The sequence below is a fragment of the Corynebacterium sp. p3-SID1194 genome, from assembly GCF_025144155.1.
Taxonomy (GTDB): Bacteria; Actinomycetota; Actinomycetes; order Mycobacteriales; family Mycobacteriaceae; genus Corynebacterium.
Map to the genome: position 1 here is coordinate 143,987 of NZ_JALXWY010000004.1, position 26,124 is coordinate 170,110.

Consider the following 26,124-nt stretch of genomic DNA (forward strand, 5'->3'; position numbering starts at 1 on the left):
TTCCTAAGTTTCGCTCATACATGGTAAAGCACCGGCCGGACACCTGCGCCTTAATGGCGCTTCGGGAGGTGTCGGGCCGGTGCGGGGAGGGCGGGGTGCACACCCCGTCGTCGATAAGCGTGCTATTAGCGGCGGGGAACGAGGAAGCCTGTCTTCTCGTAGACGTCCGCGAGAAGCGGCTGCGCGATCTCACGGGCGCGGGCGGCACCGCGGGCGAGAATGTCCTCGAGCTGGGCACGGTCGCTCATCAACTCGTCGTAGCGTGCGCGCAGCGGCGTGGTGAACGCCTCCAGCGCATCGGCCGTGTCGCCCTTGAGCGCACCGTACCCCTGGCCTTCATAACCAGCGACGAGCGAATCGATGCTGTTGCCCGTCAGCGCGGACTGGATCGCGAGCAGGTTGGACACGCCCGGCTTGGCCTCACGGTCGAACGCGATCACGCCGTCATTGTCCGTCACCGCCGATTTGATGCGCTTCGCCGACGTCTTCGGCTCGTCCAGCAGGTTGATGATGCCCTTCGGATTCGCCCCCGACTTGCTCATCTTCGAGGTCGGCTCCTGCAGGTCGTAGATCTTCGCCGAGCCTTCCGGAATGAAGCCCTCCGGCACCACGAACGTCTTCCCGTAGCGGCCGTTGAAACGCTCCGCCAGAGTGCGGGTGAGCTCCAGGTGCTGGCGCTGATCCTCGCCCACCGGCACGAGCTGCGGCGAGTACAGCAGAATATCCGCCGCCATCAGCACCGGGTAGGTGAACAGGCCCACCGACGTGCGGTCCTGGCCCTGCTTTTGCGACTTGTCCTTGAACTGCGTCATGCGGCTCGCCTCACCGAAGCCCGTCAGGCACTGCAGCACCCAGGTCAACTCCGCGTGCTCCGGCACGTGCGACTGCACGAACAATGTCGACTTATCCGGGTCGATGCCCAGCGCGATCAGCTGCGCCACGCCCTTGAGTGTGCGCTCGCGCAGCTCCTCCGGGTTCTGCTCCACCGTGATCGCGTGCAGGTCCGGGATGAAGTAGAACGCCTCATAGTCGTCCTGCAGGTCAATCCACTGCTTCAGCGCCCCCAGGTAGTTGCCCAGGTGATACGAGTCCGCCGTCGGCTGGATGCCCGACAGGACCCGCTTGGTTCCTGCGCCGGTCTGGTTCTGGGATTCGGATGCGGAAGCGTTGTCAGCAGCAGTCATGGGCAACAGTCTAGCGACAGCGCGAACTGCTCATGCCACTCACGGCTCAGAAGCCCTAGCTCAGCTGCCGATGAGGCGACTATCGGCCTGGGTGTTCAGCGGACCGATATAGTCGAGATCGTCCTCCCGCAACCACAATGACGTGCCCTTGGGCAGCACCCACCGGGGATGCACCCGGCCATCACGGTCGCGTTGGGTGCGGGATTCGACGTCGGTGATGCGGTCGATGATGTCGATGAGCTCAGCGCGTCGAGCAGCGACCTCGGCGTCGTCCCACGTGGTGTTGTCGCTCCACCGCGTGTGCTTGGCGGTGATCGACAACAACACCGAGCCGGTTCCGACGAACACCGGCAGTCCGAACGGTGTGCCCCATCGACGTCGGGTGGCCTTGGTCCACGAGAAGTCACGCTCGAACATGGCGCCGTTCTCCTCCGGCGTCGCATTCCAGTCGACCGCGTCTCCCGCAGCAATGAATGCGCGCAGTCCGTCCTCGGACAGAGCTTCCACGATTGTGCCCACGAATCCTCCTGGCCGATCGGACGGTTTCCCTGCAGTTCCCGACTACTGTAACGGCGTGACGGTGACCGTTCCATCCGGGGGCTGCGGCGAACCGGTAGTCCCGCCTAGCTGTACTCGACGAGCAGCGGCGAGTGGTCGGACCAGCGCTCTTCGACGGTCGCAGCTTTTTCCACCCAGGTGCGCTGGGCGCGCTCGAGCATATTCGCGGTGACGGCCTGGTAGTCGATGCGCCAGCCCGCGTTGTTGTTGAATGCCTGGCCACGGTAGGTCCACCAGGTATACGGCGCGTCATCGGGCTGGAGACGGCGGGCGACATCGAACCAGCGAGGCTCGGCGCAAGCAGCGCGACGGAGATCACTGACGTACTCGACGGCACCGAAGAAACCGGCCTCGTCCTTGGCGTCGATGTCCTGCGCCTCATCGTCCGGGAAGCAGCCGAAGACAGAGTCCATGAAAGCGCGCTCGCCGGGCAAGAAACCGGAGGACTTCTGGTTGCCCTTCCAGTTCTTCAGGTCCTCGCGGCGGTGGCAGATATTCCAGTCGCCGCCGATCACCATGTCCTTGTTTTCCTCAGCCCACTGTGTCAGCAGCAGCTCGAACTGGTCCAGGAAACGCCACTTCTCATCCTGCTTTTCGGTTCCGGTGCTGCCGGAGGGGAGGTAGAGGGAGGAGACCACGGTGCCGTCGTCAAGCGTGCCCGCGATGAAGCGACCGGAATCCTCGAACTCGGGGATGCCGACGCGGACCTCGTCAAGCGGTGTGCGCGACGCAATGCCCACGCCCGCGCGACCTTTCGCTGCGGCGGGTGCGAAATAGACGTGCCAACCCTGCTCGATCGCGGGTGCAAGTGCCTTTTCTGCTTGGTCCTGCGTCGCGCGGACCTCCTGCATGAGCACCACGTCAGCCGAAGTCTCCTCGAGCCAGGCGAGCATGCCCGGATTGTTCTCGTTGCGCACCTTCGTGGCCGCGCGGATGCCATTGACGTTGACGGATGCGATAGTGAGGCTCATGCGGGCCCACCTTACCGTGCGGTACCCGGAGCCTAGACGGCGGACCGAAAGCTATATGGGTACGCTGGTGGGCTGACACATTGAGAAATAGAACATTCTGATTATTTGAGGTGACCCATGGCCAAAATCATCTGGACCAAAACGGACGAAGCTCCGCTTCTAGCTACCTACTCCCTCAAACCGATCGTCGAAGCCTTCGCCTCCAACGCAGGCGTGGACGTAGAGACCTACGACATTTCCCTCGCGGGCCGCATCCTCGCCCAGTTCCCTGACTACCTGGGCGAAGACCAGCGAGTACCCGACTACCTGGAGAAGCTCGGCGAACTTGCAGGCACCCGCGATGCCAATATCGTCAAGCTGCCCAATATTTCCGCATCTCTGGTGCAGCTGCGCAAGGCCATCAAGGAACTGCAGGACGCCGGCTTCGACATCCCCGACTACCCGGCCAACCCGACCAACGAGACGCAGGAAGACGTCCGCGCCCGCTACGACGCCGTGAAGGGCTCCGCCGTCAACCCGGTCCTGCGCCAGGGCAACTCCGACCGCCGCGCACCGCGCTCGGTGAAGAACTTCGCCCGCAAGCACCCGCACTCCATGGGCGCATGGTCCGCTGATTCCAAGACCAACGTGGCCACCATGTCCGAGGGCGACTTCCGCCACAACGAGAAGTCCGTCATCATCGACGCCGATGACACCCTGACTATGAAGCTCGTCGGCGACGACAAGGAGCGCGTCTTCCGCGACGATGTGAAGGTCGCCGCTGGTGACGTCGTCGACGCGACCTACATGTCCGTCAAGGCCCTCGATGCCTTCCTTTTGCGCGCTGTTCAGCGCGCAAAAGACGAGAACATCCTCTTCTCCGTCCACCTCAAGGCCACCATGATGAAGGTCTCCGACCCCATCCTCTTCGGCCACGTCGTCCGCGCCTTTTTCAAGGACGTCTACGACCAGTACGGCTCTGAGCTTCTCGAAGCTGGCCTCGACGGCGAGAGCGGCCTCGGCGCCATTTACAGTGGCCTGTCCGACCTGGAAAACGGCGAGGAGATCCGCGCCGCCTTCGACAAGGCCATGGCTGACGGCCCGGCACTGGCGCAGGTCAACTCCGCCAAGGGCATCACCAACCTGCACGTGCCGTCCGATGTCATCGTCGATGCCTCCATGCCGGCCATGATCCGCACCTCCGGCCACATGTGGAATGCCGATGACCAGGAGCAAGACACCCTGGCCGTCATCCCGGACTCCTCCTACGCCGGTGTATACCAGGCGGTCATCGACGACTGCCGCGCTAACGGCGCCTACGACCCGACCACCATGGGCACCTCCCCCAACGTCGGCCTCATGGCACAGAAGGCCGAGGAGTACGGCTCTCACGACAAGACCTTCAAGATGCCTTTCGACGGCACCATGCAGGTCGTCGCCGGCGACGGCACCGTGTTGATGGAGCACACCGTTGAAAAGGGCGACATCTGGCGCTCCTGCCACACCGGTGGCCCCGCCATTGAGGACTGGGTCAAGCTGGCCGTCGACCGCGCCCGCAAGTCCGGCATGAAGACCATCTTCTGGCTCGACCCGCAGCGCGCCCACGACACCAATATCCAGCAGATCGCCGAGAAGCAGCTCGCCGACCTGGACACCGACGGCTTGGACATCTCGTTCGCATCCCCGGAGGAAGCCACCAAGATCACCGTCGACCGCATCCGCCGCGGCGAGGACACCATCTCGGTGACCGGCAACGTGCTGCGCGACTACAACACCGACCTCTTCCCCATTCTCGAGCTGGGCACCTCCGCCAAGATGCTCTCCGTCGTCCCGCTCATGGCCGGCGGCGGTCTGTTCGAGACCGGCGCGGGCGGCTCTGCCCCGAAGCACGTCCAGCAGGTCGAGGAGGAAAACCACCTGCGCTGGGATTCGCTTGGCGAGTACCTGGCACTCACCGAGTCCTTCCGCCACGAGCAGGACAAGAACGACAACGCCCGCGCCGGTGTCTTGGGAGATACCCTCGACCGCGCCATCGAGACCTTCCTCGACGAGGGCCGTTCCCCGTCCCGCAAGGCAGGCGAGATCGACGACCGCGGCTCCCACTACTTCATCGCCCGCTACTGGGCCGATGAGCTGGCAAAGCAGACCGACGACGCTGAGCTTGCATCCGGCTTCGAGAAGATCGCCGCTGAGCTTCGCGACAACGAGGAGACCATCCTGCAAGAGCTTCTCGACGTCCAGGGCGGCCCCGCCGACCTCGGCGGCTACTACTGGTTCGACGACGCCAAGACCACCAAGGTCATGCGCCCGTCCGAGACCTTCAACCGCATCGTCGACGCACTGGAGAGCTAGCAGCTCCCGACGCTGACGTTGGCCACCTCCCAGAACGGGAGGGCGGCCGGGTGCGTGTGGCGTCGATAAGCAGTGTTTTTCTTCATACCTATTCCTGGGTCAGCGCGTTCACCGTTGAAACCGCGACCTTGACGAAAAGTATCCAGGAATAGGGTTTTGTCGTTCAGCTGACAGCCCTTACCTAATTGGCTGTCGATTCACCTCATCGCGACACATTCGGGTGTGATCTGAAGTACATTCGCGGGCATGAGCGCCACCGCAGAAGCAGCAGAACCCACATGGATCGACGTGACCGGCGGATACGCCCTGACCATTGACGACGGAGCAATCCGAGCCCGCAACGCCAAAGGCAAACAGCTGAAGTCCGTTCCCGCGAAGATAAAGAAGACCGAGGAATACTTGCAGCTTGACAGCCTGCTTACGTGGCTGAAAACCCACGACGAGGAGTGCGGCACCCAGGTGGAGACGTGGCTGCTGCGCTCCCTCCCCGTCCCCTCGGTAGTCCTCGCCGAAATCTGGCGAGACGAGACGTGGCAGTCTTGGCTGCGAGATCTCATCATCCAGGCCGCAGACGACGCATCTGTTGCTGGATTCCTGCGGGATGTGACGAAGTCAGACGACGGGAAGGTCGAGCTCGGCGTCGTCGACTTGGACGGCGAAACGCGCACGATCGTGGCCGAGGAGATTCTCATCCCGCACCCGGTGCTTCTGGATGACCTGGAAGACCTGCGTGAGTTCGCCGCCGACCTTGGTGTGGAACAGCGCTTCGATCAACTCCAGCGCGCAGTGTACGAGCGACCCGATCCCCTGCCGAAGGAGTCGTTAACCAGCCTGGACGAATGGGCGGGTGCTACCTTCGAGAAAGCGCGCTTCGCAGTGAACCGCGCTCAGTCCGGCGGGTTCATTGTCAAAGGTGGGTACGCTAAAGCCCGCATCTACGAAGACGGCCACCTCGTGGAAGCGAGCTACTGGATCGACTCTGATGAGCATCCCGAGTACGAGGCGCACACTGGCGCATTGTTTTGGCTGATTGACGGAAGTAGCGTCTCGGTGCGGGAAGTTGGACCTGTCGCCTACAGCGAGGGCGTCCGCATGGCCACGCACATTCACGCCGGCCGAACCGTCGAGGAGAGCGACGATGCATGACATCCGCACCCGCCTCGAACAGGGCGGTATCACACGAGAAGCTGCAGATACTTCCTTTCCTCTCGCCGCGGCCACCTACACCCATCCCGTTCTGGCCGGTCGCCCCGTTGTCAGGCTCACTCCCGAGCCACTCGTGGAAGCAGACAAAGCCACCCTCGCGGTGACCGGACTTGAGTTGGAAGGGCACACACCTGTCGGTCACGTGCGCCGTCGTGCGGTCGGTTTTCCCGAGTGGCCGATCCTCAACGACCCCGATAACGCCCAGGTCGCGCTCGACCTCGTTGCCGACTTGAAACGTCTTTCCCCCCGCGCCGCATCCAAACCGGCAGCAGCCAAGAACGAGCTCGACGCACTCGCGGACACCCTCGATGCCAGTGCCCCTCACTTCGTGCCCACATTCTTAGAAGAAGCCGGCCGCATCTTCCTGGAGATAGGCAACACTTCGTATGCATCACAGATGTTCACCAAGGCACGCGAAGTCGAGCGCCGTCACGCACTGCTAATCGACGAAGAGCGCCACCGCGAAGTCCTGATGGAATTCGCCCATGCAGGAGCGATCTCAGCGAAAGAACTCACCGCAGAGTCGACAAGCCTAACCGAACGTTTGGAACCAGCAGACGCCTACGAGCGATTCCGCACCTTGTGCTTGGAGCGCGTCCGCGGCGGACTTACTCCCTATTCCGGGATGAAAAAAGACCTAGCGAAATTGGCCAAAGCGGCGGGGCTAGAACCCGCCGACGAAGAAGCGGCAATGGTCGCAGAACTACTACGGCAAAACTCAATCGAGCACGCGAACGCGAGTTTCTGGAAGAACTACAAAACCGCGATCCGGAAAGCAGCCAAACAGGACGAAACGCTGCAGGCCCACCTACTGGGATTGTTTCCCTGGGAACCCACCGTCGACGACTGGATCGATATTCTCCGCAGTAGCGGAGCTATCGAGCTCGCCAAGCAGGGAAAGCACCCTGATTTTGTCCGGCGCATCTTGGAATTAGCCACTCGCACCATGTGGCACACGGATAGCAATGAGGAACTCGCCCCGCTGCTCGACGAGATTCTTCCGCACGCCGGCTGCACTGCTATCGCCGTGCCGGACGGTTGGTTGGACAACATCCCCGCAGAAGCGTGGGAGAAGTTGCTGAGCCATGACGTGGCCATCGATTTCACTAACTATGTTGTCCTGGCTTACATCGACCTCAAAACCTGGGCGGGCAACGAACATCGGGCTCCGCTATCCCACGTTGCTGCCAGCGAACAACTTCAGAAATACCTGTTCGAGGGCATCGAAAGGGCGCTTGAACACCCCGACGAGATTACCGTTATCGCGACCGACCCCCACCTCCACCCCGTGGTGGTCGAGCTGCTCACAGAACGGATCGAGTCCCTGGAGTCGACGCCGCCGACGGCGGATCGTTTGGCCGAGGTGACCGATGTCGTTCGCAACTTCGAGTTCGTCGACGACACCGAGATCCAAGGTCTCCTCGACCGCGTCCGGACATACCACGGCAACTTGGCCGAAGTATTAGCAGAGACCCTACGCCGTGGCCTGCTCGACGAGATAGGCTGGCCGGAATTCGAAGGCGCCTACTCCGACAAACTCGAAAACGACCCTTATGGCCGGGTGACAGTGGCAGACTGCTGGCCGGGCGTGTTGGTACACAACGAATCGGAAATCGAGCTGGTTGTCGGCAACTCCCGCACCGAGATCCAGAACTGGACCGGTGAAATGATCGAGCACGTCATCGAGGCAGACGACCAAATAGCCATTGTGACGCGGGGCAGGTCCGATAGCAAGAACAAGATCAGCTGGTCTGGTTTCCGCGAGCCGATGGAAGACGACCCGCGCTCGGCTGCGAGCCGCACCTCTTTATACGCTTCAGTGCCTGTCCCCGGCGGACGCCTCCTCGGAGAAAATACCGTCGTCCGTCCCGGACAGCCCACATGGGCCTACAACACCGCGCAGTTCTTCGTCGAAGGCGACCGGGTCTGGATGGTCACAAACGCTGAAGAGATCGTCGAGATCGATCCCGAGACCGGTGAGCTCGGCCGGGAGTCACTGCCAGATTGGTTCGAAGAGCAATGCCGCCGCCACCCCGACCTTGTTTTCAATCCGCGCACTTCACAATTGCGTCCCGTCTGCGACGAGACCGCGCACTCACCATTCTCCACAGCAGACGGCTACCACCGGCACGCGGTATTTCACCGCGAAGACGACCCGAATTTCGCTCTCATTGTCGATGCAGACGGCACCGAGTTCACCGTCACCGGCAAGCTCGCCCGCTCCGCCTTCGGGGTGATCCGCCTTCCCGACGGACAGCCACGCATTCTCACCTCCATGTTTTCCGACACATGGATAATCGACCCGGCAGATGGCAGGCGCACCCAGTTCTACGGTCTCGAATTCGACTCCAAAATGTGGTGGCACCACACCCGGTACCGCGACCTGGAACTGAGCGCGAGGTTGCGCAAGATCACCGCTGATGACCTAAGCGGCGTCATCAAACACTTCACTGAACCGCACGTCGACGATGATATGGCCGATTCCGACGATTACGAGGTTGTAATAGCCGATACCGTCGGGCAACTGCTAGACATCGACGAATTCGTGGTAAGCCACGAGATCGCGCGGCATGCCATATCCCTGGCCCAGTCCTGGCCCGGGTGGGAAACCTCGGGCCCCGAAGAAGCACTATCGACTACGCTCAGCCTGAAAGATCACAAGGACATTTTGCTGTCGACCATGCAGTACGAATGGGACGACATCGACGGCCTCCCCATCTGGCACGGCACAGCGAAACTAGGCTTACACGACAAAGAACTACCTCAACCATCATCGCAGTGGCACAACGGTCCGAACAACTGGATCGAGCTGCTCGGCTGCGCCGACGCACTTCTCGCGCTCGCTGTCATTCCGGGTCGCACGGCAGAACAAGCCCAAGCACTCAAAGAACTGTGGGTCTTGCTGCGCGACACCAATGCCCTTGAGGCCGATCACTTGATCGTCGAGGACGTGAAGGTTCCCCACAATCTGCAGCCACAGCAACTTCCTCAGCAGTCGCTGCTTGCTGGCCGGGAATACTACGAGAGACGCCCACTCGTGCGAGCCGACGGTGGCGGCCCCATCACTATCGGCGGCAGCCCTGTGGAGATCTACTCCAGGCGGGAGATCGCGCCGTCGCGCACGGACCTCGAGCCTGTCTTCGACGCACTCATCGAGCGACTCCGCGAGGACGGCCCGCAACCATGGTCGCCCGAACCCGGTGAAGCATTCGCCGCCGCAAGCGGCGCACTGCTGACCGACGCGCATTTGATCATGGCCGGATTCCCGAACTTCCATAAGTGGGAGTCCAATTTCATGCCCAAAGAGCTGCGCACAGCAATGGGGCTCAAGGTTGCCGAAGCAACAAAAGCAAAAGACCGCCTACGAGATTCGCGTGAGCATTTCTTGCGTGTGCTCGCCGCAGGCATTCCCGACGACGCTGAATCTGTCCTAGACAACGGACTAAATGCCCACGCCATGGCAGCGTACTGGTCCGAACACGGCCCCGCCACACCCCCACAATTGCCAGAGGAGCTCGCCAACCGAAAACCGCAGTACCTCGACGAAAACATCACCCTTAAGGTTTTAGCCGGCGAGCACGACGACGATGGTTGGTGGTCCGAGGAAGTCGCCTCGTTGCTTTGGCTGGCCAACGAGTTTGATCTTTCAGACCCACACCGGCAAACCCTGGCCGATTACGCCGAGAAACTGATCCAGTCCCCCTCCAGTTTGGACAACATCGCGCTCGGCCCCATCAGCAACTATTGGGACGTTTGCCGCAGTCTCGGTCTGCCCGTCCGCAACGTGAAGGACCCTGATGATCCGCTCTACCAGTCTGAGCGTTTCACTCTCAGACAGGAAGCTTGGGCCGGCTCCTCCCAGATCATCGCGGACTTGAGCAATGTCACCGACGCCGATGACCCCGATTTGGAACAGGCCATCTATTGGGGCGCTATGTGCAGCGGGTCTGTGCAGGAGCTCGCGGCTCTGAAAATCATGCTGCACGGTGGGTTGGGCGCTTACGCTAAGTGGCTGCGCGAACCAGGCGAAGGCGACCCGCACGATCCGCTGGCCGTCGTGCCCGAACTCGTCGGAGAGGTGGCATCCACTTTGAAGGTCAGCGAGAATGCCGCCCGCTACTATTTGCAGCTTCTCGCCTGGCCAGATCCCACAGATGCGAATGTGCGCCGCTGGAATGAGTGGAAGAAGGCCGACATCACCAAAGCTGGCACCGAATTGGTCAATGCAGGCGTCGTCGTCGAAGCGAAGCGGTCCCGCGCCAAGCGGAAGTACTTCCTGCCTGGCGGTTGGCTGGAAGGATACCCGCCCCACCTGCCGATCGAAACATGGAAAAAAGAATCCTTCGGCATGGTCAAAATAGCCGCACGCAGCAAATACGAGCCAATGCTCGACGTCACTGTGGCACCTGTGCCGCCCACGGAGTGGTTCGCCACCTGCTGGGAACGCTCACGAGGAGACGACGCACCACAATTCGCCGAACTGGAAACTGACCGGAGGAATCGCCGATGACGTTAGATGACAGCACCCGCCTCGAGCAGGGTGGTATCACACGAGAAGCTGGAGAGCGCTCCTTTCCCCTCGCCGCAGCCACGTACGCACATGCACTTTTGCCTGGCCACCCCGTCGTCAGGCTCACTCCCGAGCCGCTCTTGGCTGCAGAGAAAGCCGCCCTCGGAGTAACCGGACTTGAGCTGGAAGAACAGACTCATGTCGGTCATGTGCGCCGTCGCGCGGTCGGTTTTCCCGAATGGCCGATCCTCCACGACCCCGACAACGCCCACGTCGCACTCGACCTCGTTGCCGACTTAAAACGTCTTTCCACCCGGGCACGGTCCAAGCCGGCGGCGGTGAAGACAGAGGTCAACAAGCTCGCAGACGATCTCGACGCAGCCGTCCCGCACTTTCTGCCGACATTCTTGGAAGAGGCCGGCCGCATCTTCTTGGAAGCTGGAAACACGTCGTACGCATCGCAGATGTTCACGAAGGCGCGCGAGGTTGAGCGTCGGCACGCATTGCTTATCGACGAGGAGCGCCACCGCGACGTCATGATGGAGTTCGCTTTTGCGGGGGCGGTCTCCGCGAAGGAATTCACTGCGGAGTCCACTCACCTGGCTGAGCGGATGGAACCTGCTGAGGCATACGAGCGGTTCCGCACACTGTGCCTGGAGCGTGTCCGCGGCGGGCTTACTCCCTATTCCGGGATGAAAAAGGACCTGGCGAAGCTGGCCAAAGCGGCGGGGCTGAAGCCCGCCGGCGAAGAAGCTGCACTGGCCGCCCTTCTCCTGCGGGCGCCCTCCATCCTGCGCGCGAACCAGAAGTTCTGGAAGGATTACAAGGCCGCTATCCGGAAAGCAGCTAAACAGGACAAGACGCTGCAAGCCCACTTGTTGACGATGTCGCCGGGGGAAGTCAAAGTCGACGACTGGATCGACATTCTCCGCGGCAGCGGGGCCATCGAGCTCGTCAAGCAGGGAAAGCACCCTGATTTTGTCCGGCGCATCTTGGGATTAGCCACTCGCATCATGTGGGACACGGATAGCAAAGAGAAACTCGCCCCGCTGCTCGACGAGATTCTTCCCCACGCCGGCTGCACTGCTATCGCCGTGCCGGACGCTTGGCTGAACGATATCCCCGCAGAAGCGTGGGAGAAGTTGCTGAGCCATGACGTGGCCATCGATTTCACTAACTATTTTATCCTGGCCCGCATCGACCTCAAGACCTGGGCGGGCAACGAACATCGGGCTCCGCTACCCCACGTTGCTGCCAGCGAACAACTTCAGAAATACCTGTTCAAAGGCATCGAGCGAGCGCTTGGACACTCCGACGAGATCGCCGTCATCGCGAACGACCCGCACCTCCATCCCGTGGTGGTCGAGCTGCTCGCTAAACGGGTCGAATACCTTGAATCGGCACCGCCGACGGCAGATCGTTTGACCGAGGTGACCGACTACGTCCGCCACTTCGAATTCGTCGACGACGCCGAGATCCAAGGTCTGCTCGACCACGTGAGGGCATACCACGAAGACCTCGCCGAGGTGTTGGCGGAGACTCTGCGCCGCGGCCTGCCAGAAGAACTGGGTTGGACTGAGTTCGAGGTCGCTTACGGGGAAAAATATGAAAGTGACCCGAATAACTGGGTCGCAGCGAAAGACTGCTGGCCCGGAGTCGTGGTGCACAACGACAAACAACTCGCTCTTGTCGTTGGCGAGTCCACCACTGAAATCCAGAATTGGACTGGTCAAGAGATCGAGGGAGTCGCCGAAGCTGACGGCCAAATCGCTATTGTGACGCGGGACCGTTCCACTAACGGGACCAAAATCAGCTGGTCCGGCGCGCGTGAACCGTTGGATATTAAGGTGTCGCATTTCTCTCACGCTGCAGGTCTCACGGCTTCTGTCCCCGTTCCCGGCGGTCGTCTCCTCGGAGAGAATGTGGTCGTACGCCCCGACCAGCCCGCATGGAGCTTCAACACCAGGCAGTTCTTCGTTGAAGATGGCCGTTTCTGGGTGCTCAATGACTTAGAGAAGATCGTCGAAATTGATCCCGACACAGGTGCGCTCGGTCGCGAATCGATGCCTGACTGGTTTGATCAGCAGTGCCGCCGCCACCCCGACCTCGAGTTCAATCCTCTCACCTCCCAGTTGCGGCCCGTTTGCGAGGAGACGGAAAAGTCACCGTTTTCCACAGCAGATGGCTACCACCGGCACGCGGTTTTCAACCGGAAGGGCGACCCGGACTTCGCCCTCATTGTCGACGCGGACGGCACCGAGTTCACCGTGACGGGCGCGCTCGCCCGCACGGTCTTCGGTGTCATCCGACTGCCGGACGGACAGCCACGCCTTCTGGCGAGATCGCTAGGGGGCACATGGATTATCGACCCGGCGGATGGCATGCCCACCCGTTTCTACGGCCTCGAGTTCAACAGCGCAATGTGGTGGCACCATGCTAGGCCCCGTGACCTCGAGGTCAGCGCGAGGCTACGCGAGATCACGGCCGATGACCTCCGCATCGTGATCAAGCGCTTCACTAAGCTCCACGTCGACGGCGATCTGGCCGATACCGTCGGACACCTGCTGGACATCGATGACTACGTGGTGAACCACGCTATCGCGCAGCATGCCGCAGCCCTGGCGCAGTCATGGCCGGAGGTTGGGATATCACCGGATGTTGCTGTGACCAGGACGCTTGCCGTGCAAGAGCACAAAGACATTCTCCTTTCGGCCATGGTCCACCGGTGGGACGATATTGATGCGCTCAGCGTCTGGCACGGGGCAGCACGGCTCGGCTTGACCGACAGAGAACTGCCGCCGAAGCCGGATTCCTGGCAGGTCAGTGGAAACAACTGGATGGAGCTGCTCGGCTGCGCCGACGCATTGCTCGCGCTCGCGGCAATGCCGGGCCGGACACTTGAAGAGGTCCAAGCTCTCAAAGAACTGTGGGTGCTGCTGCGGGATACGAACCTGCTATCGGCTGAGCATCTGATCATCGACCAGCTGTTGGACAACGGACGCTACCGAGAAATCCACACGAAATTCCCGCCGCTGACGTTGCCTGGCGGACAGCACTACGGGAACAGGTTCATGGTCCTGCGTGCCGACGGAGGAGACCCCATCACCATCGACGGCCATGCTCTCGAGCTTGAAAACCGGCGGGAAATCACGCCGTCACGCACGGATCTCGAGCCCGTCTTCGACGCCCTCATCGAGCGTCTCCGCGACAACGGCCCGCAACCGTGGTCGCCTGAGCCCGGCGAAGCTTTCGCAGCGGCCAGCGGAGCTCCTGTTGTTGAAGCGCATCTGATCACGGCCGGATTCCCGAACTTCCACGTCTACGAGGCCAATTTCATGCCCAAGGACGTGCGCACGGCAATGGGAATCAAGGTCGCCGAGGCGAAAGAAGCGAAACGCAGGTTGAGCAGATTCGACGAGCATTTCTTGCGCGTGCTCGCCGCTGGCATTCCCGAGGACGCCGAATCAGTCCTGGACAACGGTCTAGATGTTCAGGCAATGGCCGAGTACTGGTCAGAGCACGGTCCGGCTGCTCCCCTGCAGCTGCCGGCCGACATCGCGGACCGAAAGCCGAACAACCTGTCCACAGAAACCCTTCTGAATGTCCTCGACGGAAAACACGACGATTATTGGAACTCGAGGGTCAAATCGGTGCTCTGGCTGGCCAACGAGGTGGACATGTCCGACCCGGTCCGCAGCAACTTAGCCGATGTCGCCGAGAAGCTGCACGAGTCCCCCGAAAATCGGCAAGATCTTCACCTCGGCGCTCTGGCGACGTACTGGGATACCGCACGCAGACTCAACCTGCCCATCAGAAAATTCGACGATCCCGACGATCCGATCTACCAGTCGGGACGATTCACCCGCATAGAAGGATCCTGGCCCGGCGCCACGTCGATCAGCGTCGACCTGAGCGACATTACCGATGCAGATGATCCTGATCTGCAGCAGGCCCTCGAGTTTGCGATCATGTGCGACACATCCACAAGTGACCTCCGGGCGCTGAAACTGTATTTGCAGGGCAGCTTGTCCGCATACGCGACGTGGCTGCGCGAACCAGGCGAAGGCGATCCGCACGATCCGCGCGCCGCCGCGCCCGAGCTCATCGGAGAAGTGGCCTCCACGTTGAACGTCAGCGAGAACGCCGCCGTGTACTACCTGCAGCTTCTTGCCTGGCCGGACCCGACGGACGCGAATGTGCGCCGTTGGAACGGCTGGAAGAAAGCCGACATCACCAACGCCGGCACGGAATTGGTCGATGCGGGCGTCGTCGTTGAGGCCAAGCGGTCCCGCGCCAAGAGAAAGTACTTCTTGCCTGGCGGTTGGACGGAAGGACAGCCTCCGCACCTGCCGATCGAAACGTGGAAGACGGAGCCATTCGGCATCGTGAAAAAGGGCGCGCGCAGCAAGGCCGAGCCACTCCTCTGGGTGGCCGTGGCTCCCCTGCCGCCGACGGAATGGTTCGCCGCCTGCTGGGAACGCTCCCGGGGCGACGATGCGCCGCAATTCGAAGAATTGGAAACGAACCCTAGGAGTCGCCGATGACGTTAGATGTCAGCACACGCCTCAACCTTGGGGGCATCACTGAGAACGCGGCGGACAACTCGGTGCCGCTCGTGGCATCGTCCTTCACTCACGCAGCGCTTTCCGGCCGCACGATCGTCCAGCTCGCACCCGAGCCACTGGCGGAAGCCGAAGAATTGGCACTCGGTGTCATCGGCCTCGAACCAGCTGGCCGCGTGAACGTGGGCCACACGCGGCGGCGGGCGATCGGCTTTCCCGCTTGGCCGATTCTCAACGACCCCGAGAACGCGCATCACGCGCTCAACCTCGTCGCCGACTTGGAGCGCGCGGGCAAATACGCCGCCAGCAAGCCCAAGAAGTTCAAAGAGGCAGTCGACGAGTTGGCTGACAAACTCGACAACAGCGCACCGCACTTTCTCCCCACATTCTTCGAAGAGGCCGGACGCATCTTCATCGCCGCAGATAACGGCAAGCTCGCCGCGCAGATGTTCACGCAAGCTCGCGACGCGGAACGCCGATATTCACTGGCTATCGACGAGTCTCGCCATGCCGAAGCCGTCATGGAATTCGCTTACGCAGGAGCGCTGAGCACAAAGGAACTCGGCAACGAGGCGAAGCGGCTGGCGGAACAGCTTGAACCGGAAGAGGCGTACCGCGCATACCGCACCCTGTGCGTGGAACGAGTGCGGGGTGGGTTGAGCCCGCACGCCGGAATGAAGAAAGAGCTGGCGAAGCTGGCGAAGGCCGCTGGCTTGGACACCGCTAAGGAAGAAGTCGGGGTCGTCCGCGATCTGTTGAGCGTCCCGTCGATGCAGAAGGCCGGCGCGCATTTCTGGAAGAACTACGAGAAGGCTATCTGCCGCGTCGCCGAGGACGATTCCTCGCTCATCGACCGCTTGCTCACGCTGTTCCCGCGGAACGTGGACACCGATCCGTGGCTGCACCTGCTGGATGCCGCGGGAGCGCTCGACGCAGTGAAAGACGGCGCGCACCCGGACTTCGTTCCCGGGCTCCTCCTGTTCGAGTCCCAGTGGACGAAATGGCCGCATACGCCGTCGACCCAGTTGACACCGGTTCTCGCAGATATCCTCCCCCATGCCGGTCCCAGCACCGTCACCCTGCCTAAAGACCGGCTCCATTACCTGCCGGCGGCAGCCGTCGAGCAGGTTCTCGCGAACGGACTGACCTTCTCGTTCTCCCATACACCAGTGCAAACGGGCATCGACCTCACCAGATGGGCACGCCTTCCGGAGCGCGCACCACTGCCCCACCTCATGGCGGACGAATCGCTGCGAGGAGCTGTCGTTCTGGGGATCAAGAATGCGATGGGCCATCCCGAGGTCGTGGAGACACTCACCGCCGATCCGCACGTCAGGACGTTGGTGGTGGAGCTGCTCACGGAGATCGTCGATAAGCTTGAAGCGGGAGTGCCGACCGTCGACCACCTCACGCACGCCACCACGTTCGTCCGCGGCTTCGAACTCGTCGGCGACGAGGAGATTCAGGCGCTCCTCGACCGGGTGCGTGCGATTCACCGCGATCCGGCCGTGCCTTTGGCTGAATCCTTGCGTCGCGGACTGCCCGATGAGCTCGGCTGGCCTGAATTGGAGCAGTTCAACGTGAAGTACGGAGAGCCGACTCAGCTCACTTTGTGGCGAGAGCCCGCCGATTGTTGGCCCGGCGTCATCGTGAGAGAAGACACCCGCGCTACCTACCTGCGCGGCCGCACCGCCACCGAGATTCCCAATTGGACCGGGGAGAAACTCTTCAGCGCCGTGGAAATCGACGGCCAATTCGGCCTCGCCACCTCCACCAACGCGAATCCGCGGCTGTGGTGGGACGATACCCCCAAAGGCATGTCCAGCGCATGGAAACATTTTTCGTACGGCGGTCTCACCGCCTCGGTCCCGGTGCCCGGCGCGCGTATCTTCGGCGCCGACACGGTGATGCGCCCCGGCGATTCCACGTTGGCGAGCGGCAGCGAGCATTTCTTTGTCGACGGCGACCGGGTATGGCTCGTCGAACGCTCCCCGCTTGACGACGTCTCCCCTGTGGTCGAAGTCGATCCAGCCACCGGTGCCACAGGCCGCGAGAGCTTGCCTGACTGGTTCGCCGAGCAGTGCCGCCGCCACCCGGATTTGGTGCTCAACCCGTGGCGTTCTCAGCACCGGCCAGTGGAGGACACGACCGCGGAATCACACTTCTCCACCGCTGATGGGTTCCACCGGCATGCTGTGTTCACCCGTCCCGGCGACCCCAACTTCTGTTTGCTGGTCGATGCGGACGGAACCGAATTCACCGTCATCGGCGAGCGCGCGCGCACAGTCATCGGCATACTTCGCCGCCCCAACGGTGGACGGTGGATTCTCACTACTGAACGCATAGATCCTGTCGTTGTGGATCCGGACGACATGACCCCGGTGGCGGTGCGCGGCACGGACTTCTACTCGAAGATGTTGTGGCACCACTTCCGCGTGCGCGAGCCCGAGACTAGCGGGAAGCTGCGGAAGATCACTGCCGATGAGGTCCGTCCCCTGGTGGAACAGGCGCGTGGGAACGACGGCGGCGTCGATAAGCGAATGTGCGATTTTGTCGGCGACGCGCTCAATATTGACGATCCGGTGCTGCGCTACGCGATTGCGTCCGTTGCGCACGAGGCGGCGACGACCTGGCCGCAGGAGAATACCGACGTACGGACAGAGGAGCTGACCGGGGCACCGACGTTCGCCGAACACCAAGACGTGCTCCGTCCCCTCACGCGGTTTCCCCTCTATGAATTCGACGCGATGGACATCTGGCGAGGTGCGGCTGCGTTAGGAATGCACGACCGTTATGTCCCGGAGAAGGGGTACACCCACAACAGCACGAGAGGCTCAAATGACTGGATGAAACTGCTCGGTTACGGCGATGGCCTGTTCGTTTTCGCGGCATCTCCCGGCCGTATTGCGGACGAAGTGCAGGCGTTGAAGGAGCTATGGATTGTACTGCGCGACGCCGGCGCACTCACGGCTGACAATCTGGTGTTGGAGTCCTACGCCTCGGTGCCGTTTTCGCCCGGGCAGAATGTACAGCTGCCGCCACAAGCGGTACGTCTTGTGTACAGAGGTTCCAACGACATCCTGATTGTGCGGGTATCTAGCGAGGAACCGGTGACAGTGGATGGCACACCCCTAAAACTGAAAAGCCGCACTAACATCGCGCCGTCGCGCACGGACCTTGAACCGGTCTTCGACGCACTGCTCGCACGCATTGAGCAGGACGGCCCGCTGCCGTACTCAGCGTCCACGGGCGAGGCTCTCGCCGCCGCAGCTAGCACGCCGCTTGCCGACGCCCACCTGATCGCCGCTGGTTTCCCTAACCTCTACTCCTTCAAGACTAATTTCGTACCGAAGGATCTGCGCGCAGCCATGGGTATGCAAGTCGGCGATCTCAAAACTGCCCGCGACCGGTTGATCTACTTCGACGACCACTTCGCGGCGATCCTGGCAGCCGGCCTGCCCGACGATGCGGCGGAGTTGCTGACCAGCGGCCCGGATACCGACGCCATGGCCCGGTACTGGTCCGAGCACGGGCCGGACTACCTACCCGAGCTGCCGGCGCGCATCGCCGAGCACATCCCGAAGGTGTTGAAGGAGAGCGTGCTGCAAAGCATTGTCGCCGGCCAGCATGTCGACGATGACAATGACGCTGACAATGCCGGCGGCTGGGCCCAAGAGGTCGGCGCTTTACTGTGGCTTGCCACTGAGCTGGACATGACCGATCCGCTTCGCCCTGCGCTGGCCGACCATGCCGAGCGGCTGCACAGCTCCCCGCGGGGCACCGAGGCAATCAAGGTCGCTATCACCGGTGTCGGCGAGGACGATGAGGCAGTTCGCAGCGCAATCGGTGCGCCGAAACGCGCTGCGGGCGACACGGACCGCAAAAACCTGCAGGCAGGCAGGTTCGCAGTAGAACAGCATGATGACGGAGATGTGATCTTCGTCGATCTCTCAGATGTCGATGAGCCGTGCCGCGACCTGGATCTGGCGCGCGAATGGGTAAAGGACCTCCATTTCGGCACCAGTAGAATGCGCGTTGCGGCGGTGGACCTCCGCGCACACGGTGCCCTGACCGCCTACGCGGAATGGCTGAAGCAGCCCGGCGAGGGGGAGCCAAGCGACCCGCTCGTCTCTGCGCCAGGCCTCGTGGCGACGGCGGCAGACACATTCGGAGTCAGCGAAGACGCGGCCCGCTACTACCTGCAGCTGCTGGCCTGGCCCGACCCGACGGACAAGAATATCCGCCGCTGGAACTCCTGGAAAAAAGCCGATATCGTCCGCGCCGGTTCCGAACTCGTTGCCGCCGGTAAAGTCGTCGAAGGCAAGCGCCCCCGCTCGGGCCGCAGCTATTTCTTGCCTGGTGGATGGGTGGAAAAGGTGGATAAGTCTGACGGGCAGCTCCCGATCGAGGTGTGGAAGCTTCCCGCATTCGGCATCGAGCAGACTGGTTACAACGGCGAATTCGAGCCGCAGCTGGACATCGCTGTCGCACCCCTGCCGCCGCCGGAATGGTTCGCCGCCTGCTGGGAACGCTCACAGGGGGATGACGCACCACAATTCGCAGAACTGGAGACCACGAGGAGGAGACGCCGATGACACACCAAGTCGTACTAGCAGAAGAACGCTTCGCGGATGAACTCGAGTTCCTCGAGCGCTGGGATACCGGCGCACGCCCACCGGGTTGGAAGCTGACACCGCGCGCCGTGGTCGCTTTCATTATGGGCGGCACCGATCTCAAGGCGGGCCGGTCCAAGCTGACCATCGCGCCGAAATACGTCGGCGATCCAGCGCTGGTGGAGCGCTGCGTGATCACGCTAGCGGGTTCTCGCGGGTTGATGCTGGTCGGCGAGCCCGGCACAGCCAAGTCGATGCTCTCCGAGCTGCTGTCGGCTGCGATCTGCGGAACCTCCGGGCTGGTGGTGCAGGGCACCGCTGGGACGACAGAAGACCAGCTGCGCTACGGCTGGAATTACGCGATGCTGCTCGGAAACGGCCCTACTCCTGAGGCGCTGGTGCCCAGCCCGGTGATGCGTGCAATGGAAAACGGCGCGATCGCCCGCATCGAGGAGATCACGCGCTGTCTGCCCGAGGTGCAGGATTCGTTGGTTTCTCTGCTGTCGGAGCGCCGCATTGCCGTGCCCGAACTCGGCGACATGTCGGTGGCGGCCACCGAGGGCTTCGGGCTCATCGGCACGGCGAACCTGCGCGACCGCGGAGTGTCCGAAATGAGTGCGGCCCTGAAACGCCGCTTCAGCTTCGAGACGGTCCACCCCATCGCCGACGTGGATGCGGAAATCGCCCTCGTTTCAAAGCAGACCCGGCGGGCTTTGGACGCCGCTCAGATCGACGCGCCTGTCGACGAAGTCGTTGTCGAAGTCCTCGTCACCGCCTTCCGCGACCTCCGCACCGGTGTGAGCCGGGAAGGCTGGCCGGTGGAGAAACCCACGACGGTCCTCTCCACCGCCGAAGCCGTGTCCGTGAGCACGTCGATCGCCCTGGCCAGCGCTTATTTCCCTGCCCGCAGCGATGGCCTGCGTGATGTGGCTGGGCACCTGCTCGGTGTCGTCCGCAAAGACGACGAGGCGGACGCGGATCGGCTCCGCGGCTACTGGGATGGGGTCGTCCAGCGCCGAGCAAAAGACGGCGCTACACCGTGGCGCACCCTGTGGGATCAGCGCGACGAGCTGGCATGATGGGGGAAAACGTTGCGGGAGCCGTCGATAAGCTAGCGCGCGATTCCATCTACTTGGTTGGCGTACGGCACCACTCGCCGTCGCTCGCGCGCGTGCTGCCGCGGCTGTTGGATGAGGCGCGCCCGGACGCGGTGGTGCTGGAATTGCCGGCTCAGGCGCAGCCGTGGTGCGAGTGGATCGCCCATCCCGAGGCGACAGCGCCGCTCGCTTTCGCGGTCGCCGATGACGACGGCACGATCGGTTTCTGGCCGTTGGCCGATTTCAGCCCGGAGCTCGTCGCCCTGCGGTGGGCGCGCACGCGCGATGTGCCTGTGATCTGCGCCGACCTCTCCCCCGCCGCGCGCCCCGAATCTTCGGAGGCATCTGACGGCGAGTTCAACGTGGGCACGCTTATCGACGCCCACGTCCGCGCCGAACACCCCGACGACGCCTGGGACCGCCTCGTCGAAGTCCCCTCCGCCGGCGCATCACCCGAAGCTGTGCGCCGCAGTGCTCTGGCTTTCGGCTGGGCGTACCGGCAGGGGCGGATGCTGGATGAGCGCACGGCCGCGCGTGAGGCATCGATGCGCGAAGGTATCCGCCGTGCCCGCGCTGAACACGGCCCCGCGGTGACCGCGGTGACGGGCGCGTGGCACAGCCCGGCGTTGACCTCTGAGCTAATCGACGCTGAGGTGGAGTCCGACCACGAGCTGCTTGGCTCCCTGAACTTTGACGGCGAGCCTACAGCCAGCCTCGTCCCCTACTCGCAGAAGCTGCTCGATTCCCGCTCCGGTTACCCGTCGGGCATCCGCGACCCGCGCTGGCAGCAAGCGGTGTTGACCCACGGCGACGACCCCGCCGCATTCGAGGGTGCCGTGACCTCTCTGCTCACCCAGCTCGCTGCCCATCTCCGCTCGGAGGGCCATCCGTGCGGGCCAGCTGAGATCCGAGAGGCGAACCGCATGACGCTCGACCTCGCCGCGCTGCGCGGGTTGCCGGTGCCGGGCCGCCGCGAATTCCAGGAGGCCTGCACCTCCGTCTTCGCGCAGGGCGACGTGCTCGGGCGCGGCCGCGCCGTGGCCCGAGCCGCCGAGAAGATCCTGGTGGGTAATCACAACGGCGCCCTCGCCCCAGACACACCCCAATCGGGTCTGGCTCTCGCTTTTGCTTCAGATCTCGCTGCCCTGCGCTTGCCGGGCGCTGGCGAACGGTCGCGCGAGCTGACCTTGAATCCGCTGCGCCTGAAAGACTCCTCTCCCGAAGACACATTGGACACCCGGCGCGAAATCTTCCTGCAGCGCTGCCGAGTCGCACGCATTGCCTACGGCATATCCAACGATGTCATCGGCGTCGGCGGCGCCCAAGCGGTGAGCACGAGATGGACAGTGCTTTACGACGTCTCCACCAGTGCCAGCCTCCCCCACGCCAGCCGATTCGGTGTGACCGTGGTGCAGGCAGCCAAAGGCGTTCTGCGCACCCGCCGCCCCGACTCCGACTCCGATCCCGACCCCGACGTCCTGGTGACCGGCCTGACTGACGCCGCCACCGCTGGACTAGCTGACGAATTCGACTGGTGGCTTAACGCCGTGGCGGCGGAGCTGCCCCCTCGCGCCGGTATCGACGCTTTGGCGGAGGCAATCGAGGTCATCGCCTCTATCGGCGAAGGCACCGTTGCAGGAATGCTGCTGATAGACCGTGACACACAGATCGCTTCTGCCCTAGAGATTCTCGCTGATGCCGCTGTTGCGCAAGTCGACGGTCTCGCGGGCAGCGACGACCCAGCCGATGCAGCCGCGTTGGGCCGCCTCGTCGCCTTGCGACACACGGATATCGGGCTGCGCCTAGCTCACTCGCTCACCGAATTCGTCTCCGCTGCCTCCCCGCTGATGCAAGGGGCAGCTACTGGTTTGCTGCACCGGATCGGCAGCGATACAGCTGGCCTGACCAGCATCGCTTCCCGCATCCGCGCTGCCTCCAGCGTGCAGGGCCGCCGAGATCTGACCCGCTGGTTGACCGGCCTGATCACCGCCAGTCCCGAATTGCTCACTGACGAGCCCTCACTCCTCGACGATCTCCGCTCCGGTGTCGAAGACATTGACGAAGCGATGTTCGTCGCCCGCCTCCCCGCATTGCGCGGCGGCTTCGACCCGATGTCTGCCGCCGAACGCGAACGCTTACTTGAAGCTATCGGCGCCGACCGCGTCCGGCCGGCCGATGTGCCTGCCGAGGAACTCGCCCGCTGGGCTACCGAAGACCACGCAGCCTGGGAACGTCTCCAACGCCTTGGCCTCACCTCCGTCGCCGTGTCTCCCAAACAGCGCTGGTCGCTGGTGCTGGGGCGCCGCCACCACGAACTGACGGGGACCGAGCAGCGGAGACTAGCGCGCAGCCTGGACCAGCTGTACGGCAGCGGTGACGGCGAAGGATCGTCCGTCAGCTATCTGAGCGGCCGCGGTGGATCCGAGCCTCCCTACCCCACCGCGCGCGAATGGGCCGACGACCTCGACGCCCTGTTCGGCGAGCACGTGCGGGAAGACATCGCCGCCTCAGCAATCACTGCCCGCAACCCGCTCGCCATCGATCTCCTTGATAACACTCAGCCCCGCGCATCCGTCGAGCTCCTCAACGACATCCTGTCTCTCGCCGGCGGCATGCCCGAATCGACTCTGGCGAAGCTGCGGCCGATTTTGCGCCGCATGGTTTCCGAGCTATCCCAGGTGCTAGCCAACCAGCTCCGCCCCGCTCTCAACGGTTTGCAGGGTTGGCGCCCCACCACGCGCCCCTCACAGCGCTTGGATGCCGCGGCGACCATCCGCAGGAACCTACGCCACGCCGTCTCCGGCTCCGACGGCACCCCGCAGCTCGTCGTGGCCACACCGATTTTCCGCCAACCGCTGGCTCGGCGCTCAGAATGGCACATCATCGTGCTTGTCGACGTCTCCGGGTCCATGGAACCCTCCACCGTCTTCGCCGCGATGACCTCCGCCATTCTCGCCGGCGTGGACGCACTTTCGGTGACGTTCCTGGCCTTTTCCACCGAGGTCGTTGACCTGACCGACCACGTCGACGACCCGCTCTCACTACTGCTGGAGATCAAGGTCGGCGGCGGCACCGACATCGGCGGTGCCCTCGCCGTGGCGGGGGAGCGCGTCACGGTCCCCTCGCGCACAATGCTTGTTCTGATCAGCGACTTCGAGGACGCCTACTCCGAATCCTTTTTGCTGTCCCGTATCGAGTCCTTGCACAACTCCGGCGTCCGGATGCTCGGCTGCGCCGCATTGGACGATTCGGGGGCAGCGCGCTACAACGCCAAGATCGCCGCGCGCGCCGCTGGCGCAGGCATGGCGGTCTCCGCCGTCTCCCCGACGGAGTTGGCACGATGGGTGGCAGAGCAGGTGCAACGATGACCCACAACGATCTTCCCGGCATGGACCCGGCCTTCGTCGCCGCCACCATCGAAGCACTCCCAGGCCGCCTGCAAAAACGCCTGGACAAAGCAGACCCTGACTCCTGGACTATCGCCGCTGGCTCCGACACCGCGACCGTGACCGTCGGCACCGCCACCGTCACGCTTGACCCTCCACAGGCCGCGGAGTGCGACTGTCTACTCAGCCCCCGCTGCCTCCACCTGGCGCAGGTGCTGGTGAGCTGCCCGTCGGCTGAGGCGCAGCCGGACTCCGCTGACGATCCCGCTGCAGACTCCACTGATTCCGCCGATTCCGCCGACTCTTCCGCCCCCGCTAACACCCCGCTGGCACTTACCCGCGAGCAACTGGACACCCTCGAACTCGCCGAATCCTGCCTCACCGGCTTGCTCGACCGCGGGCTCGGCGGACTCACCGCCGGTGACCGCGCGAAAGTGCTGCGCGTCGTGGCAGCAGCACGGGTGCAGAAGCTGCCACTGTTGGCCGCCCACTTCGCTAGGCTCCACGGCTACCTCGGCACCGGACGCCTCGGGTACGGCGAAAGCCACGTCACCCAGGACGCAATTTCGACGCTGGTGGAAATCGCATTAGCGACTCACCAGCTCCGCCACGGTTACGACACCGGAACATTGAGCATCGACGCCATCGGCACTGTGCGCCGCGCCTACTCACCGGTGGGGACTCTGCGACTGCGTGGTTGGGCATGCGAACCCCTGCTCACCGCGTCCGGCTATAGCGGGGTCATCACCTATCTGGTGGACGAACGCGACGGCCGCGTCTGGGAACTGTCCTCCGTTCTCCCCGGCGACAGCACGCAGATCGCTCAGTCCTACAACGGCGACACTGAGCTGGGCCAGTTGGGGCTCCCACACTGCGACGTCGCTCGTACCGGCCTCCTGCTCACCAACGCCACGGCCTCCGCCGACGGCAGGTTAGGCCGTGGCAAGAAACTCCGCGTCAACGCACGCACCCCGGACACAAACGCCGTTCCGGCGCAGGACTGGTGGTTCGGCGACGCCGTCCTACGGGGAATCGAGGACGACGGACTCCACCCGGTATTCGTGTTCGACACCGACGAGGGGCCACTGCGCTGCCAGGCCAGCCCCACCGCTGAACGCATCGGCAGCCCCGCCTTGAGGACTCTGGCCAGTGCGAACAACGTGCAGGTGCAACTTCGCCTGCGGCAGCGCCACGCCCAGGAACCGGGCAGCGCCCCATGGATCCTCATCGGTGTCGCTCACGAAGACACCTGGGTGTTCCCCGGCCTCGACCGCCCCAACAACCACTGGCTCGGTGTCCCCAAGGACGCGGAACCGGTGGCTGTCCCCTTCTCACAAATCGAACCGGAAACGGTGCTGCGACGGTGGCGAGATGCCGTGGCACGTCAGGGCCGACGCGCGGTGACCGGTACGAACCGCGAACGGGTCATGGCCGATGCCACGTGGCTGCGCTCTCACGCCAGCGGCCACCGAGCCGACCTCCTCGAGAACCTTGCCGACGCCGCCACCACCGGCTCCCACGATTTCGACGGCCGCTTCCGCCCCGACCCCCGCGACATCCCCCGCCGCTGGGCCGCCGTCGCCGCGGTGTGCTGACCTCTGAGCTGCGAACTTAGCCGAACTCCAGATGTTAACCCCAAAACTTAGTTTCCCCTGGTCGCCGAAAATCAGCTGACAATGCCCACCTGGGGTAACTAAGTTTTGGGG

At 63.2% G+C, this 26,124-nt stretch carries 11 protein-coding genes; 8 read left to right on the forward strand and 3 right to left on the reverse strand.

Annotation, left to right across the window (positions count from 1 at the left end):
* Positions 1-125: 125 nt before the first annotated feature.
* The 3 genes from trpS to M3G19_RS04985 form a co-directional block, all read right to left on the reverse strand.
* Positions 126-1,184 carry a tryptophan--tRNA ligase gene (gene trpS / locus M3G19_RS04975; RefSeq protein WP_259901119.1) on the reverse strand — a complete coding sequence of 353 codons (1,059 nt, stop codon included), beginning with the start codon at positions 1,182-1,184 and terminating at the stop codon, positions 126-128.
* A 60-nt stretch (positions 1,185-1,244) separates the two neighbouring features.
* Positions 1,245-1,703 (reverse strand): hypothetical protein, encoded by a 459-nt coding sequence (locus M3G19_RS04980; protein ID WP_259901120.1) that lies wholly within the window; start codon positions 1,701-1,703, stop codon positions 1,245-1,247.
* A gap of 104 nt (positions 1,704-1,807) precedes the next feature.
* Entirely contained in the window at positions 1,808-2,713 is a 906-nt protein-coding gene (locus tag M3G19_RS04985; RefSeq protein WP_259901125.1) for an exodeoxyribonuclease III, read from the reverse strand.
* Between the two features lie 117 nt (positions 2,714-2,830).
* On the opposite strand from M3G19_RS04985, the gene M3G19_RS04990 reads away from it, so the two are divergent.
* From M3G19_RS04990 to M3G19_RS05025, 8 genes are all read left to right on the forward strand, one after another.
* Positions 2,831-5,044, forward strand: a complete 2,214-nt coding sequence (locus tag M3G19_RS04990; RefSeq protein ID WP_259901127.1) for an NADP-dependent isocitrate dehydrogenase — start codon at positions 2,831-2,833, stop codon at positions 5,042-5,044.
* A gap of 246 nt (positions 5,045-5,290) precedes the next feature.
* Positions 5,291-6,190, forward strand: coding sequence for a DUF4132 domain-containing protein (locus M3G19_RS04995; protein ID WP_259901128.1), 900 nt, complete (start codon positions 5,291-5,293; stop codon positions 6,188-6,190).
* A complete protein-coding gene (locus tag M3G19_RS05000; protein ID WP_259901130.1) occupies positions 6,183-10,760 on the forward strand; it encodes a hypothetical protein in 4,578 nt (1,525 codons plus the stop codon). Before M3G19_RS04995 ends, M3G19_RS05000 begins: the two co-directional genes overlap by 8 nt.
* Positions 10,757-15,304, forward strand: coding sequence for a hypothetical protein (locus M3G19_RS05005; RefSeq protein WP_259901131.1), 4,548 nt, complete (start codon positions 10,757-10,759; stop codon positions 15,302-15,304). The genes M3G19_RS05000 and M3G19_RS05005 overlap by 4 nt, the downstream gene beginning before the upstream one ends.
* A complete protein-coding gene (locus tag M3G19_RS05010) occupies positions 15,301-19,917 on the forward strand; it encodes a hypothetical protein (protein ID WP_259901133.1) in 4,617 nt (1,538 codons plus the stop codon). The genes M3G19_RS05005 and M3G19_RS05010 overlap by 4 nt, the downstream gene beginning before the upstream one ends.
* On the forward strand, positions 19,914-21,014 hold the full coding sequence (locus M3G19_RS05015) for an AAA family ATPase (protein WP_210573809.1): 1,101 nt from the start codon (positions 19,914-19,916) through the stop codon (positions 21,012-21,014). Before M3G19_RS05010 ends, M3G19_RS05015 begins: the two co-directional genes overlap by 4 nt.
* Positions 21,011-24,400 carry a DUF5682 family protein gene (locus M3G19_RS05020; RefSeq protein ID WP_259901135.1) on the forward strand — a complete coding sequence of 1,130 codons (3,390 nt, stop codon included), beginning with the start codon at positions 21,011-21,013 and terminating at the stop codon, positions 24,398-24,400. The genes M3G19_RS05015 and M3G19_RS05020 overlap by 4 nt, the downstream gene beginning before the upstream one ends.
* A complete protein-coding gene (locus tag M3G19_RS05025; protein ID WP_259901136.1) occupies positions 24,397-26,013 on the forward strand; it encodes a hypothetical protein in 1,617 nt (538 codons plus the stop codon). The genes M3G19_RS05020 and M3G19_RS05025 overlap by 4 nt, the downstream gene beginning before the upstream one ends.
* Positions 26,014-26,124: the final 111 nt, after the last annotated feature.

Excerpts from the sequence above, each read along its gene's own strand:
- trpS (WP_259901119.1), bottom strand. The coding sequence starts at position 1,184 with ATGACTGCTGCTGACAACGCTTCCGCATCCGAATCCCAGAACCAGACC.
- M3G19_RS04985 (WP_259901125.1), bottom strand. The coding sequence starts at position 2,713 with ATGAGCCTCACTATCGCATCCGTCAACGTCAATGGCATCCGCGCGGCC.
- M3G19_RS04990 (WP_259901127.1), top strand. The coding sequence starts at position 2,831 with ATGGCCAAAATCATCTGGACCAAAACGGACGAAGCTCCGCTTCTAGCT.
- M3G19_RS04995 (WP_259901128.1), top strand. The coding sequence starts at position 5,291 with ATGAGCGCCACCGCAGAAGCAGCAGAACCCACATGGATCGACGTGACC.
- M3G19_RS05000 (WP_259901130.1), top strand. The coding sequence starts at position 6,183 with ATGCATGACATCCGCACCCGCCTCGAACAGGGCGGTATCACACGAGAA.
- M3G19_RS05005 (WP_259901131.1), top strand. The coding sequence starts at position 10,757 with ATGACGTTAGATGACAGCACCCGCCTCGAGCAGGGTGGTATCACACGA.
- M3G19_RS05010 (WP_259901133.1), top strand. The coding sequence starts at position 15,301 with ATGACGTTAGATGTCAGCACACGCCTCAACCTTGGGGGCATCACTGAG.
- M3G19_RS05015 (WP_210573809.1), top strand. The coding sequence starts at position 19,914 with ATGACACACCAAGTCGTACTAGCAGAAGAACGCTTCGCGGATGAACTC.
- M3G19_RS05020 (WP_259901135.1), top strand. The coding sequence starts at position 21,011 with ATGATGGGGGAAAACGTTGCGGGAGCCGTCGATAAGCTAGCGCGCGAT.
- M3G19_RS05025 (WP_259901136.1), top strand. The coding sequence starts at position 24,397 with ATGACCCACAACGATCTTCCCGGCATGGACCCGGCCTTCGTCGCCGCC.